Source organism: Vibrio sp. Isolate25 (assembly GCF_022398025.1).
Taxonomy (GTDB): domain Bacteria; phylum Pseudomonadota; class Gammaproteobacteria; order Enterobacterales; family Vibrionaceae; genus Vibrio; species Vibrio coralliilyticus_A.
Genome location: NZ_JAKEUT010000011.1, coordinates 1 through 15,937 on the forward strand (window position 1 = coordinate 1; position 15,937 = coordinate 15,937).

A 15,937-nucleotide genomic window follows, 5' to 3' on the forward strand; every position below is an offset into this window, starting at 1 on the left:
AATTTGCGAGCAAATTGATAAAGAATTTGCTTGGCGACCATAGCGTTGTGGACCCACCTGATTCCATGCCGAACTCAGAAGTGAAACGCAATAGCGCCGATGGTAGTGTGGGGCTTCCCCATGTGAGAGTAGGACATCGCCAGGCTTTACATTTAGACTTAGAGTCTAACCAGTGCGGAGCGGTAGTTCAGTTGGTTAGAATACCGGCCTGTCACGCCGGGGGTCGCGGGTTCGAGTCCCGTCCGCTCCGCCACTTATTCCAGACCTCAGCAGCAATGCTGGGGTCTTTTTGTATCTGCCGTAGAGCCGCACTTGACTGCAAGTCCAGTAGCTCTATTTCAGACCTTAGCAGAAATGCTGAGGTCTTTTTTGTGTGTTGAGTTACATGTTTTTCGGCCAACCACCATTCAGAATGTTCGAAGCCAACTCTCTATAAATAGCCCCTCTACCTACACAGAAAAGTATACCTGACTTGGCTTTGTTATTGGGTTGACAGCGTCTTTGGAGAATGTTTACGTAGAGATTGGCCTGTTGATGACTATCTTGAACGTATGATCATTAACCAGAAAATCTAAGAGATAACACTTTGCCATTCTTTTGATTCTCGGTCTTGAAGATGAACAAGTGACCATCTACAAGTGCTCGTTGCTTGTAACGAATAACAAAAAGCCGCTCATAGAGAGCTAATGCTGATCAGTTTAGAGACTTGAACGATCCTGAGATCGTATGATAATCCCCACTAACAAAGTTAGTGGGGATTTTTTATGTTTGCTCAAGAGCTGCTTTTGGCACATGAGACTATCGAGGATGGTAAAAATTACGAGTCTGTAGTTAATGCCATTCAGNCAAGAGCTGCTTTTGGCACATGAGACTATCGAGGATGGTAAAAATTACGAGTCTGTAGTTAATGCCATTCAGCTTGAATGGATAGAACAAGCTTTGCTTGATACGTCTAAAGCAAGCATTAGAAGGCGACGCTTACCAGCGCAACAAGCYGTCTGGCTCGTCATTTGGATGGGACTACAACGAAATAAATCAATCAAAGAAGTATGCAGTTCTCTTGACCTAGCTCTCCARCCTAAGCCTCAGGATTCTTGGTCTCGTGTTGCAYCTAGCGTACTTACTGACTCTAGGCGACGTTTAGATGAAGCTCCTCTCGCCGCTTTGTTTAAAACCTCTGTGGCAGCTTGGGAGAGAAACGCATTAGTGAAAGATAAGGGGCTAGGACTAAATATCATGGCCGTGGATGGCACAACCTTTNCTAGCGTACTTACTGACTCTAGGCGACGTTTAGATGAAGCTCCTCTCGCCGCTTTGTTTAAAACCTCTGTGGCAGCTTGGGAGAGAAACGCATTAGTGAAAGATAAGGGGCTAGGACTAAATATCATGGCCKTGGATGGCACAACCTTTCGTTGCCAAGATTCAGAAGACAACGCGCAAACATTTGGATTCATTTCTCAAAAACACAGACCTTATCCTCAACTTCGCTTGGTCGGCCTGATGGCTACTGAGACTCGCTTTATGATGGGTGCTGCATTCGATGCTTGTCAGGTTGGTGAAGCCACGTTAGCACGCCGATTGTTAGCAGATGTACCAGCAAACTCACTCACGCTATTTGACCGTTGCTACTTTTCTGCCGACCTATTGATATCGTGGAATGCAGCAGCCTCCAACAGCCACTGGCTAACCCCCGTAAAACGGAAATTAAGATATGAGATTGTGAAGCAATTTGCTGAAAACGACATGCTTATCTCTATGCCAATCTCCTCCCAAGCTCAGCGCAATAACCCTAATTTACCTACTCATTGGCAAGCGCGCCTTATCCTCTATAAAGACCCAAAGGGCGAAATTGAAGGTTTTATAACGTCACTTGTTGAGCCTGAACAATACTCATTAGAAGACTTATTGGCTGTCTATTGGCAGCGCTGGGAAATAGAAGAAGGCTACGGTGAGAYAAAGCAAACTCAGCTACAAAGTGAGGTCAYCTTGAGAAGTCGTTTTGCTGCTGGCGTTAGACAAGAGCTCTGGGGAGTATTGCTGGCGTACAATTTGGTGCGCTTAGAGATGATTCATATTGCTCAAGATGCCGATGTAAGACCAACGAGAGTAAGCTTTACAGCTGCAATAAATTTGATAGATACCCAATTACGTTGGTTGGCACTCAGTCCTGATGGAACTTTGCCAAGTAAACTCAAACAGATGAGGGAGAGCATAAGTCACTTCATTTTACCTGATAAAAGAAAGGACCGAACGTATCGACGTTCAGTCCTTTTTGTCCCACCNATAGATACCCAATTACGTTGGTTGGCACTCAGTCCTGATGGAACTTTGCCAAGTAAACTCAAACAGATGAGGGAGAGCATAAGTCACTTCATTTTACCTGATAAAAGAAAGGACCGAACGTATCGACGTTCAGTCCTTTTTGTCCCACCMAAATACCCATTTAGRTATAAGCGTTAATGCTTATCCGAACGGCATTACTCATAGAGAGCGGCTTTGAAATGATTAATGGGATTAGATTATTCTGTATCGGATGACTCAGCTGCTCTTGGTTCAGGCTGAATTTCTTTTTCTGCCTGCTTAGCTTTTTCTATCATAGGAGTAATGGTCGAACCTTGAACGAGGATCGAGAATACTACGACAGAATAAGTCATGACTAGGATGATTTCTTTTACATCAATCAGCTTGTCTTGAATAACCCAGATACCCGATGGAATTGACAGTGCCATTGCCAGTGCAAGACCACCTCGCAAGCCTCCCCAAGTTAATATTTTCACTGACCAAGGGTTGTATTTACGATGTCTTTTGAACCCTAGGTAAGAACAAAAGACGCTGAGGTATCGTGCTGCTAAAACGAGTGGTATAGAGAAGGCCATTAAAATCCAGTCTTCTTTATGAAATTCGAATAGCAGCATCGACATACCGATGAGCAAGAATAGAACGCCATTGAGAAACTCATCCACTAGTTCCCAGAAGTGATCGAGATGATCTTCACTTTCTTTAGAGAATCCAATAAATCTGGTCCAGTTACCGATCATAATGCCTGATACCACCATGGCTAATGGGCCTGAAACATGCAATACCTCTGCAAATGCGTACCCTGCGGTTGGAATGCCAATAGTAAGCAACAGCTCCATCGAGTGATCATCGGTTGCGCTGATAAGATAGTGAAACAGCAGTCCCAGAGCAAATCCGTAGACAATACCACCGATGGCTTCTTGAGCAAATAACATAGTGACGCTACCTAAGGTTGGCGTTTCCGTACCAAAGGCGATAGTGAACAAAGTAACAAATATGACTAAGCCAAAACCATCGTTAAATAGAGATTCCCCTTCTATCTGAGTTGAAATTCTCTCTGGTGCATCTAGCTTCTTAACAATAGCCAAAACAGCGATTGGGTCGGTTGGGGAGATTAGGGCGCCAAATAGTAGACAATAAACTAAATCAAACTGAACCCCGATAAGCTGACAGAATCCATATAGAACAAAGCCGATGAAAAAGGTAGAGAAGAGAGTTGCACCAAGTGCGAGGACGGTAATCTCCCATTTCTGGTCCTTGAGGTGAGGAAGCTTAATTCCCAACCCACCTGCAAATAGTAGAAAGCCTAAGATCCCTTTCAGCAAAAAATCTTCGAAGTTAATGCTAGACATTGTCTTCGAAGCAATTTCTGTTAGATGGAACCAGTTGTTTTGGCCTGCAATAAGAATAAGAAGAGATAACACCATTGAACCTGCGGTAATGGCAATAGTGGTTTGCATTTTACCTATCTTGCTGTTTACAAAAGCAATTAGCATTGCTGCTGCAGATAGAAAACAGAGAGTGTAGTAGACCGACATTGGATTCTCAGCATGTAACAAATTATGAATGAGAATTTTCATCTCGACATGATTAAATAGCAAACACTTTTTTGTCATGTCGAGGTGATTAATTTACTCTTTTAGACGTCTAGACTCCTCTTTTATGTGTGATAGGATGGAAAGATAATGAAAGGAATGAGGCTGTACTGTGGGAAGTAACGTAAGGCAACAGATCGAAGCTCAATTAAGAAAGCGTATCCTATTAATTGATGGTGGTATGGGCACCATGATCCAGGGCTACAAACTTGAAGAGCCAGACTACCGAGGTGAGCGTTTCGCTGATTGGCATTGTGACCTTAAAGGCAATAATGACCTTCTGGTTCTGACACAGCCCAAATTGATTAAAGATATTCATGCTGAGTACTTAGAGGCTGGCGCAGATATCCTTGAGACCAACACGTTTAACGCAACGACCATCGCAATGGCTGACTATGATATGGAAAGCCTGAGCAAAGAAATCAACTTTGAAGCCGCAAGACTCGCTCGCGAAGTGGCAGACGAGTGGACGGCAAAAACACCAGATAGACCACGCTATGTGGCGGGTGTTCTTGGCCCAACTAACCGTACATGTTCGATTTCCCCAGATGTGAACGATCCAGGCTATCGCAACGTTACGTTTGATGAATTAGTTAAGGCGTATTCCGAATCGACGCGCGCCTTAATTAAAGGTGGCTCAGACCTCATTCTTATTGAAACTATTTTTGATACGCTGAATGCCAAGGCCTGTGCCTTTGCTGTCGACAGTGTTTTCGAAGAGCTGGGTGTTAAGCTTCCTATCATGATTTCGGGAACCATCACTGATGCCTCAGGACGGACGCTTTCTGGCCAAACGACAGAAGCGTTTTACAATTCTTTACGTCATATTCAGCCACTGTCTTTTGGACTTAACTGTGCTTTAGGCCCAGATGAGCTTCGACCGTACGTAGAAGAAATGTCACGCATTTCTGAGAGCTTCGTCTCAGCACACCCCAATGCGGGTCTGCCAAATGCATTTGGTGAATATGACCTTTCGCCCGAAGATATGGCCGTACATGTCAAAGAGTGGGCTGAGAGTGGTTTCCTCAACTTAATCGGTGGTTGTTGCGGCACGACTCCTGAGCATATCCGCCAGATGGCTCAAGCTGTCGAAGGCGTGACGCCTCGTGCACTCCCCGATCTTCACGTAGCTTGTCGCTTATCAGGTCTTGAGCCTCTGTCAATTGAAAAAGAAACACTGTTCGTCAATGTGGGTGAACGTACTAATGTAACAGGTTCCGCCCGCTTTAAACGTCTGATCAAAGAAGAACTCTATGATGAAGCGCTTGAAGTGGCTCGCCAGCAAGTTGAGAACGGCGCTCAGATTATCGATATCAATATGGATGAGGGCATGTTAGATGCTGAGGCATGCATGGTACGCTTCCTCAATTTGTGTGCGTCTGAGCCCGAAATTTCCAAAGTTCCCATTATGGTTGATTCCTCAAAATGGGAAGTGATTGAAGCCGGACTGAAATGCATTCAGGGTAAAGGCATTGTTAACTCTATCTCGCTCAAAGAAGGCAAAGAGAAGTTTGTCGAACAAGCTAAGCTAATCCGCCGCTATGGTGCTGCTGTTATTGTTATGGCATTCGATGAAGTCGGACAAGCAGAAACACGTGAACGCAAGCTTGAAATCTGTACCAATGCCTATCGTATCTTGGTAGATGAAGTCGGTTTCCCTCCTGAAGATATTATCTTTGACCCAAATATCTTTGCTGTAGCAACAGGTATAGAAGAGCACAATAACTATGCGGTTGACTTTATTGAGGCAGTTGCCGATATAAAACGTGATTTGCCACATGCAATGATCTCCGGTGGTGTGTCTAACGTTTCTTTCTCTTTCCGCGGTAACAACTACGTTCGTGAAGCGATCCATGCTGTTTTCCTTTACCACTGTTTCAAAAACGGTATGGATATGGGAATTGTGAATGCGGGTCAGCTAGAAATTTACGACAACGTACCTGAAAAACTACGTGAGGCTGTGGAAGACGTTGTTCTCAACCGCCGTGATGACGCGACAGAGCGACTGCTTGATATTGCTGCCGAATACGCAGGTAAAGGGGTAGGTAAGGAAGAAGATGCTTCAGCACTTGAGTGGCGGACATGGCCAGTCGAAAAACGCTTAGAACATGCCTTAGTCAAAGGCATCACCGAGTTCATCGTTGAAGATACGGAAGAAGCCCGCCTTAATGCATCCAAGCCACTTGAAGTTATCGAAGGGCCTTTGATGGATGGAATGAATGTGGTTGGCGATCTCTTCGGTGAAGGCAAAATGTTCCTTCCTCAGGTGGTGAAATCGGCACGTGTAATGAAGCAGGCTGTAGCGCATTTAGAGCCGTTCATTAACAAGGAGAAACAAGCGGGTTCTTCAAACGGTAAGATCCTACTGGCAACAGTGAAAGGGGATGTTCACGATATTGGTAAGAACATTGTCGGGGTCGTTTTGCAGTGTAATAACTACGAAATCATCGATCTTGGCGTGATGGTGCCGTGTGAAAAGATCCTTAAAGTCGCTAAAGAAGAAAATGTCGATATCATCGGTTTGTCTGGCTTGATCACACCATCACTGGATGAAATGGTTCATGTGGCTAAGGAAATGGAACGTCTTGATTTCGACTTGCCACTTCTAATTGGTGGTGCGACAACATCGAAAGCTCACACTGCGGTTAAGATTGAGCAAAACTACCAACACCCAGTGGTGTATGTAAATAATGCTTCCAGAGCCGTTGGTGTGTGTACCTCACTTCTTTCTGATGAACTACGTCCCGCTTTTGTCGAGAAGCTAGACGCGGATTACGTACGCGTTCGCGATCAGCACAACCGTAAGAAACCTCGCACTAAGCCCATTACTCTGGAACAGGCGAGAGATAATAAGGTGGCGATTGACTGGGAAAACTATACCCCTCCAGCCCCAGCTAAACCAGGTGTGCATGTATTTGATGATTTTGATATAGCAACATTACGTAAATACATCGACTGGACGCCATTCTTTATGACTTGGTCTTTAGTGGGTAAGTACCCAGCCATTCTTGAGCACGAGGAGGTAGGGGAAGAAGCGAAGCGGTTGTTTGCTGATGCCAACGCTTTGTTGGATAGAGTTGAGAAAGAGGGGTTGTTGAAAGCTCGTGGTATGTGTGCACTCTTCCCTGCTGCTAGTGTTGGTGATGATATTGAAGTGTACCGCGACGAATCACGTACGGAAGTAGTGAAAGTCCTGCATAACCTTCGCCAGCAGACAGAGAAGCCTAAAGGCTATAATTACTGTCTCTCTGATTACATCGCACCAAAATCTTCAGGCAAGAAAGACTGGATTGGCGCATTCGCGGTAACCGGTGGTATTGGAGAACGTGAACTCGCTGATGAATACAAAGCAGCGGGAGATGATTACAACGCGATTATGATTCAAGCTGTGGCGGATCGCTTGGCTGAGGCTTTTGCTGAATACCTGCATGAAAAAGTGCGTAAGGAAATTTGGGGCTATTCCGCGGATGAAGATCTCTCTAACGATGATCTGATTCGTGAAAAATATCAGGGTATTCGTCCTGCCCCGGGCTATCCGGCATGTCCAGAGCATACTGAGAAAGGCTCTCTATGGGAGTTGCTCAAAGTAGAAGAAACCATAGATATGTCACTGACTAGCAGCTATGCGATGTGGCCAGGAGCATCAGTTTCAGGGTGGTACTTCTCGCATCCCGATTCGCGTTATTTTGCGATCGCACAGATCCAGCAGGATCAAGTAGAAAGCTACGCTGATCGTAAAGGTTGGGATATGTTAGAAGCTGAGAAGTGGTTAGGTCCAAACATTAACTAGCATCAGCATATTGGATCCAAAAAGCACAGCCTGGCTGTGCTTTTTGTTGGAAGGAACTGGTTGACCGGTTAGATCATGATGGTTGCAAGACCGAGGAACACTGAGAGACCAATAACATCGGTGACAGTGGTTAATGCCATGCCTCCAGCCAAGGCTGGGTCAATGTTCATTTTCTTGAGTAGAATCGGGATGGTCACCCCAGCTATGCCAGCAACTAACAGGTTGGTTAGCATCGCTGCGGAAATGATTCCACCGAGCATCCAGTTACCTTTCCATGCGACGACAATTCCACCAATGATCAATGCCCACATAATGCCATTTAACAGGCCTATGGCTGCTTCCTTCATGAGTAGCTCACGTTTGTTGGAATCACCAATATGGCCTAAAGCTAAGCCACGGATAACCAAAGCAACGGTTTGGTTACCTGCGACACCGCCCATAGAAGGAACGATGGTCATCAAAACGGCAATAGCAGCCATCTGATCGAGTGTGGCTTCAAACATATTAGAGACGGACGCCGCAGCAAGTGCCGCTAAGACATTCGCTCCCAGCCAGATACTCCGTTTACGCGCAGACTTTACGACTGGTGCGAAGGTATCCTCGTCATCATCCATACCCGCCATACTCATCATAGAGTGCTCTGCATCTTCACGGATTACATCTACAACATCATCGATGGTAATACGGCCGACCAGGTGCTGGTTTTCATCAATGACCGGAGCGGAAACCCAATTACGACGCTCAAATAGGCTGGCAATATCTGAGTCACTCATCGTCACTTCAATTGCTTCGTCGGCATCTCCCATGACTTCACTGACTTTGATATCAGGTTGAGTGGTAATCAAGGTGGTAATTGGAAGTTGACCAATAAGCTGATTATCCTCATCGATAACGTACAGAGCATCGGTTGCTTCAGGAAGCTCCCCTTTCATGCGCAGATAGCGTAAAACGACATCGACATCAACGTCACCACGTATGGTGATGACGTCGGTATTCATCAATCCGCCAGCTGTATCTTCAGGATAAGAAAGAGCAGTCTCCACTCGTAGACGTTCTGCGCTGTCCATCTGAGCAAGGACTTCTCTCGACACATCATCAGGAAGGCTTCGAAGTACGTAGGCAACGTCATCGGTGTCCATACCTTCGGTTGCTTCAGCCAGCATCTCCGGCTCCATTTTGGAAACCAACGCATCTTTAACGTCTTCATTCAGCTCGTCGAGAATTTCACCATAATCTTCTGGATCAGTGAGCTGCCAAAGTACTTCGCGGCTTTTTCGTGGTGAGGCTTCTAACAGATGGGCTATATCTTCCGGTTCCATGTCCTGTAGTTGGCGACGGACATGCACAAAGCGACCATTTTCTAGAGCTTCTGTCACTTCTTGGAGGGCTTGGTGAGCTTGGTCAAATTCTATTTGCTCTGCCATGTGTTCCCCCTGACTCTATTTACTTACAATGCGTCGAATAGTAACTTAATTTTAGTGTTTATTTAATAAGTTAATGTGAAGGTAGTGATTTTTCTTATATAGGAGGAAAATTATTCCGCTTCTTCGAATTTAGCTTCAATTAAATGACAGACTGCTTCAAGGGCAGGGCTTGCATCATTGCCTTCTGCACTGATAGTAACGTGTTCGCCTTGAGCTGATTCCAGCATTAACAACCCCATGACACTGTCAGCGGTGGCTTCTTTGCCTTCATGGTTTTTAATGGTAAGAATGGCATCGAAAGATTGGGCAAGTTCGACAAGTTTAACGGCAGCACGAGCATGAAGGCCTAATCGGTTTTGAATGAGGACGGTTCGACTCTGTTGCTGCATAAGTTATTCCTTATAGTTTTTCTCTAATGTGGCATGGCGAATTTGGACTTGGTGACCCATTTGAGCGAAATATTCGCCAATTTGTTGAGTCAGATAAACGGAGCGGTGTTTACCTCCAGTACAGCCTATTGCAACAGTCAAATAGCTGCGGTTATTCTTTTCTAGTAGAGGAAGCCAGTTCTCGATGAACTTCTGGATCTGTTGTTTGAGCTCTAACACATCTTGATGGCTTTCAAGAAAGGACTTAATTGGAGCATCCAATCCTGTCATTGGCCTTAATGCTGGCTCCCAATGTGGATTGGGCAAAAAGCGCACGTCAAATACGTAGTCTGCATCACTCGGTAGACCATACTTGAAACCAAAAGACTGGAACACCATGACCAAGTCTTTGCGCTCTCGGCCTTCGATACGCATACGGACTGTTTCACTTAGATCGTGCAGAGATTGATTACTACTATCGATGATAAGGTCTGCGTGCTCTTTGAGAGGGGAAAGAATGCAACGCTCTTTTTCAATCGCTTGTTCTAAAGACGTATTTTCATTGCTGAGCGTTAGTGGATGAATTCTTCTGGTTTCGCTGTAGCGTTTGAGTAAGGTATCTTTTTTGGCATCTAGAAACAGCACGCTGACGTCTGACGACTTCTTCAGCTTTGTGAGAACATCCGTTACTAAATTGGGCTCTGTCGGTAGATTACGGATATCAATACTGACTGCTACGTTTTGCTTGCTGGTTTTTACTGATTTGACGAAGTTATCGAGCAAATTGACCGGTAGGTTATCGACGCAGTAGTAGCCTAAATCCTCAAGTACGCGAAGAGCAACGCTTTTTCCCGCACCGGATTGACCGCTGACGACGATAAGACGCATTACTGGTTCACCATGATGTCGTAAAGCTCTTCATCAGACTGAGCTTTACGTAACTGCTTAAGAACCTGTTTGTCGTTTAATCGTTCAGCCATGCTTGAAAGGGTTTTAAGGTGCTCTTTACACTGCGCGTCAGGAACAAGTAGAGCAAAGAGCAGATCGACAGGACGGTTATCTATCGAGTCAAACTCGACAGGAGATTCGCATTGTATGAGAACGGCAACGGCTTTATCGCTGGACTGCATACGAGCATGGGGAATGGCTATTCCATTTCCGATGCCAGTACTGCCCATTTTTTCGCGGCTAAGCATGCACTCAAAAAGTTCGGTAGAGTTTTGACCGGTCTGCTCTGCAACGATTTCACTGATCATTTCCAGAGCGCGTTTTTTACTGGTGCATTGGACTGCACTTTTTGTGCAGTCCAATGAAAGGATTTCGCTTAATTGCATGGTATCTAGTGCGTATTTAATTTTTCTTTGTGCTTGTTGAGCTGTCTGACCAGTTTGTCAACGAGAGAGTCGATAGCGGCGTACATACTTTCTTCATCCGCAGATGCATGTATTTCGCCCTGGTTAACGTGAAGGGTAGCTTCTGCGATTTGACGGAGTTTTTCAACTTTTAAAACAACATGAACATTATTTATGTGGTCAAAGAAACGCTCAAGCTTTTGAAACTTTTCGTTTACGTAGTCTTGCATTGAATCGGTGAGATCAACGTGGTGGCCATTAATATTGATTTGCATAGACTTTCCTTCTCGGTTAGATGCCTAAAGTAGGCGTTTGCGCTGACTCGAAGGGGCAATGCCTAGTGATTCTCGGTACTTAGCTATTGTTCGTCTAGCGACCTGAATCCCTTGGTCAGCGAGTAGAGCTGCAATCTTACTGTCACTCAGTGGCTTAGCACTGTTTTCGGCAGCAACGAGCTTTTTAATCAGTGCTCGAATTGCAGTTGATGAACATTCTCCGCCATTATCGGTACTGACATGACTGGAGAAGAAATACTTTAGTTCGAAAATACCACGAGGGGTATGCATGTACTTTTGGGTGGTGACCCTTGAAATTGTCGATTCGTGCATATCAACATCTAAAGCGACGTCGTTAAGCACCATAGGTTTCATTGCTTCTTCACCATACTCGAAGAAATCGCGTTGATGTTCAACAATACACTTAGCAACTTTGAGTAACGTCTCATTTCTACTTTCTAGGCTTTTAATCAGCCACTTGGCTTCCTGCAAGTTTGAGCGAATGTATTGACTGTCTGAGCTGTTACCTTTACCCAATGCTGCGTATTGTTGATTGACTTTCAGCCTTGGTACTGAGTCTGGGTTGATAGTGACTACCCACTTACCATGGTCTTTAAATACAGAAACGTCAGGAATGACATACTCTGCGTGCTCTGTTGCAATACGGCTACCTGGGCGAGGGTCCAACTGCTGGATTAACTTAAGCGCTTCTTTGAGATCCGCTTCTTTAAGCTTAGCTTCTTTGATGATCAGCTTGTAATCACGATTGCCCAGTTGATCAATATAGTCGGTAAGTACTAACTTAGCTTCTTTCAACCAAGGCGTATCTTCAGGGAAGGTGGCTAATTGTAAGAGCAAACAGTCTTGTAGATTATTTGAAGCGACACCGAGTGGGTCAAACTGCTGAATACGTTTACGTACCGCTTCAATTTCTTCCAGCTCTATCTCTTCGTTATTAAAGCTTTCGAGGATGTCTTCCGTCGAAATCGTTAGATAGCCGTAGTCATCCACAGCATCGATGATCGCCATGGCAATAGTACGGTCTGTTTCACTGAAAGGCGTCAGGTCTAACTGCCAAGTTAGGTAGTCATGCAGTGACTGTGTGGTTTCACCTTGATAAACAGGTGTATCGTCATCGAGAGCAATGCCGGTACTGCCCGTATTGGCGCTGTAGACATCTTCCCAAGTGGTGTCTATTTCCAGCTCATTACTGATTTCAGATTTCTCAATCAAATCTGAGCTATCTTTGACTTCTGGCTCGGTTACATCAACACTTGGCTCTTTGTCCTCACTCGCTGACTTGTCTTCAACATTTTGAGGCTCTTCGCCGCCTTCTTCGACTTCGAGCAGAGGGTTAGAATCCAAGGCTTCCTGAATTTCTTGTTGAAGATCTAACGTTGACAACTGCAACAAACGAATTGCTTGCTGTAGCTGTGGCGTCATCGCTAACTGCTGTCCTAGCTTGAGTTGTAATGAGGGTTTCATTCAGTATTACTTGCCTTAGATGCTATAGAATCTTACCGTTCTTCACTTTAATCATAGACGGAATTGTTCGCCGAGATAAACTTGTTTTACCTGTTCGTTGTTGAGCACTTGTTCTGGTGTGCCCTCTGCAATCAGATGCCCCTGACTGACAATGTACGCTTTTTCACATACGTCTAATGTTTCGCGGACGTTGTGGTCGGTAATGAGAACCCCAAGCCCACGATCGCGCAGATGTTCAATAATCTTTTTGATATCAATGACCGATATTGGGTCGACACCAGCGAAAGGTTCATCCAGTAAGATAAATTGAGGGTTTGCAGCCAAAGCGCGAGCGATCTCAACACGACGGCGTTCCCCCCCTGATAGTGCCATACCAGCACTGTGGCGAATGTGCTGAATGTGGAATTCTTCCAATAAGTCTTCTAACTTATCTTGGCGTTGCTCACGGGTGAGTTCTTCACGGGTCTCTAGTACCGCCATGATATTATGTTCCACCGACAGCTTGCGAAAGATGGACGCTTCCTGAGGAAGGTAGCCAATCCCCATACGTGAGCGACTATGCATCGGCAGAATACTGATGTCTTCGCCATCGATAGTAATTGAGCCTTCATCGCGAGCGACCAAACCCACAATCATGTAGAAAGAGGTGGTTTTACCAGCTCCGTTCGGACCGAGCAATCCGACGATTTGCCCTGAAGTAACTTCAAGACTGACGTCTGTCACGACCTTACGGTTTCCGTAGGTTTTTGCTAAATGCTCTGCTTTGAGTTTTGCCATAATTATTCTTGTACTGCTTGTGGCTGAAGAACGGTTGAGACGCGATCGCCTTTCTCTTTACCATCAGCAATGAGCTTTTGTGAAGAGATTTTGTAGCGGATTTTAGTACCACGAATCACACTGTCGTCTTGAGACAGCATGGCTTCATCGATCATAGTGAGTTGATCATCAACCATCACGTAATACAGTTCTTTCGCTTCACCGTAAAGGGTTTTGCCATCATCAGTTAGTTGAGAGAAGGTGGCTAAGTCACCATATCCTTCAATTTCTTGAATAGACCCGTCTTTTGGATCGCGGGTAACGATGACTTTATCGGCATTAATATTGATACTGCCTTGCTTAAGTTTTACATCACCAAGAAAGGTCACTTGATTGCTTTGCATATCAAGTTGTTGGCTGTCTGAGTCTATGTAGACAGGTTGATCCTGATCGGTAGACAACGCGAGCGCATGCCCAGAAATCAGCAAACAAGAAATTAGACTAAGGTGTGAGAGTTTCATATCTACCTTGTACGTGTTTGTAGAGGATGGCGTTGTTTTCAGCAAAGTTGCCTTTCATCGCCTGACCTACTGTTTCAAACTGAGGGCCGACCAAAGTGACTTGGTTATCTGCCCAAAAATCGCGATTATCCAACTGAATACCGAGTACATCTGTTGACATGGTGTCAAAGCCTGAATCCGGCAATAGGTTTTTCGCCAATACGTTGTCATATAATGTCAGCACATGATCTTGCCCAAGAATACCTCGGTCAGCCGTGACCTCCCATTCTTGGGTTGTGCCTTCTTTGTAAACTTTCAAAATCGGTTGATCAAAAAAGGTATCACCGCTTTTTGCGTAGTGATCCAGCTTAACGGATGTAATGACATAGCTGCGAATACCTTCTTCGTTATAAGAAGTGTTCACTAGATCTTCACCGCTAAACATAGGTAATTCGGTATCCGGTTCTACCTGAATATCGTACTCTTTACCTTTATCAAACAAGTAGTAAGTGGACCAACAGATCACAAATGCCAGTATCAGGTAACCGATACGGGATAAACTCATATACTTAGACCTTTGTGGACATCAAGTTCATTGCGCGCTTGTAAAATAAGATCACACACTTCTCTGACTGCACCATGTCCGCCACGAATAGACGTGACGTAATTTGCACGCTGAGCCAGTAGGGGGTGTCCATCAGCCACGCAGACTTTCAAAGCGACTTTTTCCATCACAGGCCAGTCGATAAGATCATCACCAATATAACCAATGTGTTCTGGCGCAATATTCAATTGGCTGCCAATGTCCTGATAAGCTTTTACTTTATCGTCTTGCCCTTGGTAAATCAGCGAGATTCCCAGAGCTTTCATGCGATTTTCAACAATACGTGATTGTCGGCCTGTGATGATAGCGATTTTGATGCCCGCATTCATCAGCGATTTTACACCGTATCCATCTCGTGTATGGAATGTTTTCAACTCTTCACCATCATTGCCCATATAAATCAGGCCATCAGAGAATACGCCATCGACATCGCATATTAACAGCTTAATCTGTTTGGCAATGTTAAGCGTGTTTTGTTCCACGGGTTTATACAGGGTTTCAATCAATTTTGACATCACATCACTCCTGCTTTTAATAAATCGTGCATATTTAATGCGCCGACCACTTTGCCATTTTCACAAAGGATCAAACCGTTAATGCTTTTTTGCTGCATTAGGTTTAAACCTTCGGCAGCAAGAATATTTGGGCTGGCAGTAGTTGGGTGAGTAGTCATGACTTCTCCAATCAGAGCGCTGTGAATATCAATACGCTTATCGAGAATACGTCGCAAGTCACCATCCGTGAAGATGCCAACGAGATGCTGGTGGTCATCAACTACAGCCGTCATACCAAGGCCTTTTTGGCTGATCTCAAGTAGTGCTTCTCGCACCACAGTATCGGGTGTGACCAACGGGAGCTGCTCGCCGGTATGCATGATATCAGAAAGTTTTAGCAGTAACTTTCTACCTAGTGCACCACCTGGATGTGATAGTGCAAAATCTTCAGCCGTGAAACCACGAGCTTGGAGAAGGGCGACCGCCAAGGCATCACCCATGACCAAGGTTGCCGTGGTACTTGCTGTTGGAGCCAAACCTAGTGGGCAAGCCTCTTTAGGAACAGTGATTTGTAAATGGAAATCAGCCAGTTTTGCCATCGTGGAGTCTGGCTTGCCTGTCATGCTAATAATTTTGATGTTAAGGCGCTTGAGAACGGGAAAGAGCCCTAAAATTTCAGACGATTCGCCGGAGTTGGAGATCGCTAGCACAATATCACCCGATTTTATCATACCCAGATCGCCGTGAGCGGCTTCACCGGGATGAACGAAGAAGGCGGACGTGCCCGTGCTGGCTAGCGATGCGGCAATCTTATTACCAATATGCCCTGATTTACCCATCCCCATGACGGCAACCTTGCCTTCTTTATTGGCAAGTATAAGTTCACAGGCTTGGATGAAATCTTCATTAAAATACTGATCAAGCTGCTCAAGGGCTTCGATTTCTGTTTTTAATACGTCAAGAGCAGCAGAGCGAAAATCAAACATGTCACACTCC

Annotated in this window: 13 protein-coding genes, 1 tRNA gene, 1 rRNA gene and 1 pseudogene; 4 read left to right on the plus strand and 12 right to left on the minus strand. The window is 45.1% G+C overall.

Translation table 11 applies throughout. The annotated features are described in order from the left end of the window. Positions 1 to 29: 29 nt before the first annotated feature. The 3 genes and pseudogenes from rrf to L1D15_RS16945 form a co-directional block, all read left to right on the plus strand. A 5S ribosomal RNA gene (gene rrf / locus L1D15_RS16935) occupies positions 30 to 145 on the plus strand. Between the two features lie 31 nt (positions 146 to 176). Continuing rightward, positions 177 to 253: transfer RNA gene (locus L1D15_RS16940), tRNA-Asp, on the plus strand. Between the two features lie 581 nt (positions 254 to 834). Then, a pseudogene (locus L1D15_RS16945) lies at positions 835 to 2,280 on the plus strand (IS4 family transposase); the annotation flags it as partial. 239 nt (positions 2,281 to 2,519) lie between these two features. Here the strand turns inward: L1D15_RS16945 and L1D15_RS16950 are convergent. Further along, positions 2,520 to 3,836, minus strand: a complete 1,317-nt coding sequence (locus L1D15_RS16950; protein ID WP_239876501.1) for a sodium:proton antiporter — start codon at positions 3,834 to 3,836, stop codon at positions 2,520 to 2,522. 169 nt (positions 3,837 to 4,005) lie between these two features. Between L1D15_RS16950 and metH the strand changes: the two genes are divergently transcribed. Beyond that, positions 4,006 to 7,683: a methionine synthase gene (gene metH, locus L1D15_RS16955; protein WP_239876502.1), complete on the plus strand. Its 3,678-nt coding sequence runs from the start codon at positions 4,006 to 4,008 to the stop codon at positions 7,681 to 7,683. 68 nt (positions 7,684 to 7,751) lie between these two features. Here the strand turns inward: metH and mgtE are convergent, their stop codons facing one another. The 11 genes from mgtE to L1D15_RS17010 form a co-directional block, all read right to left on the minus strand. Next, positions 7,752 to 9,107 (minus strand): magnesium transporter, encoded by a 1,356-nt coding sequence (gene mgtE, locus L1D15_RS16960; RefSeq protein ID WP_239876503.1) that lies wholly within the window; start codon positions 9,105 to 9,107, stop codon positions 7,752 to 7,754. A gap of 110 nt (positions 9,108 to 9,217) precedes the next feature. After that, positions 9,218 to 9,496 (minus strand): HPr family phosphocarrier protein, encoded by a 279-nt coding sequence (locus tag L1D15_RS16965; protein ID WP_239876504.1) that lies wholly within the window; start codon positions 9,494 to 9,496, stop codon positions 9,218 to 9,220. Positions 9,497 to 9,499: 3 nt separating this feature from the next. Beyond that, entirely contained in the window at positions 9,500 to 10,363 is an 864-nt protein-coding gene (gene rapZ, locus L1D15_RS16970; protein ID WP_239838852.1) for an RNase adapter RapZ, read from the minus strand. Continuing rightward, complete coding sequence (gene ptsN, locus L1D15_RS16975; RefSeq protein WP_239838853.1) at positions 10,363 to 10,809, minus strand: PTS IIA-like nitrogen regulatory protein PtsN; 447 nt, start codon at positions 10,807 to 10,809, stop codon at positions 10,363 to 10,365. The genes rapZ and ptsN overlap by 1 nt, the downstream gene beginning before the upstream one ends. 5 nt (positions 10,810 to 10,814) lie before the next feature. Continuing rightward, a complete protein-coding gene (hpf, locus tag L1D15_RS16980) occupies positions 10,815 to 11,102 on the minus strand; it encodes a ribosome hibernation promoting factor (RefSeq protein WP_006963171.1) in 288 nt (95 codons plus the stop codon). Positions 11,103 to 11,126: 24 nt separating this feature from the next. Then, on the minus strand, positions 11,127 to 12,587 hold the full coding sequence (locus L1D15_RS16985) for an RNA polymerase factor sigma-54 (RefSeq protein ID WP_239876505.1): 1,461 nt from the start codon (positions 12,585 to 12,587) through the stop codon (positions 11,127 to 11,129). A 51-nt stretch (positions 12,588 to 12,638) separates the two neighbouring features. Then, on the minus strand, positions 12,639 to 13,364 hold the full coding sequence (lptB, locus tag L1D15_RS16990; RefSeq protein WP_239838856.1) for an LPS export ABC transporter ATP-binding protein: 726 nt from the start codon (positions 13,362 to 13,364) through the stop codon (positions 12,639 to 12,641). 2 nt (positions 13,365 to 13,366) lie between these two features. Beyond that, the gene (gene lptA / locus L1D15_RS16995; RefSeq protein ID WP_239838857.1) at positions 13,367 to 13,864 is read right to left on the minus strand and encodes a lipopolysaccharide transport periplasmic protein LptA; all 498 of its coding nucleotides are present in this window, start codon (positions 13,862 to 13,864) and stop codon (positions 13,367 to 13,369) included. Then, positions 13,845 to 14,408, minus strand: coding sequence for an LPS export ABC transporter periplasmic protein LptC (lptC, locus tag L1D15_RS17000; RefSeq protein ID WP_239871079.1), 564 nt, complete (start codon positions 14,406 to 14,408; stop codon positions 13,845 to 13,847). The genes lptA and lptC overlap by 20 nt, the downstream gene beginning before the upstream one ends. Beyond that, on the minus strand, positions 14,405 to 14,962 hold the full coding sequence (gene kdsC, locus L1D15_RS17005; RefSeq protein ID WP_239876506.1) for a 3-deoxy-manno-octulosonate-8-phosphatase KdsC: 558 nt from the start codon (positions 14,960 to 14,962) through the stop codon (positions 14,405 to 14,407). The genes lptC and kdsC overlap by 4 nt, the downstream gene beginning before the upstream one ends. After that, a complete protein-coding gene (locus L1D15_RS17010) occupies positions 14,962 to 15,927 on the minus strand; it encodes a KpsF/GutQ family sugar-phosphate isomerase (protein WP_239871076.1) in 966 nt (321 codons plus the stop codon). Before L1D15_RS17010 ends, kdsC begins: the two co-directional genes overlap by 1 nt. Positions 15,928 to 15,937 lie beyond the last annotated feature (10 nt).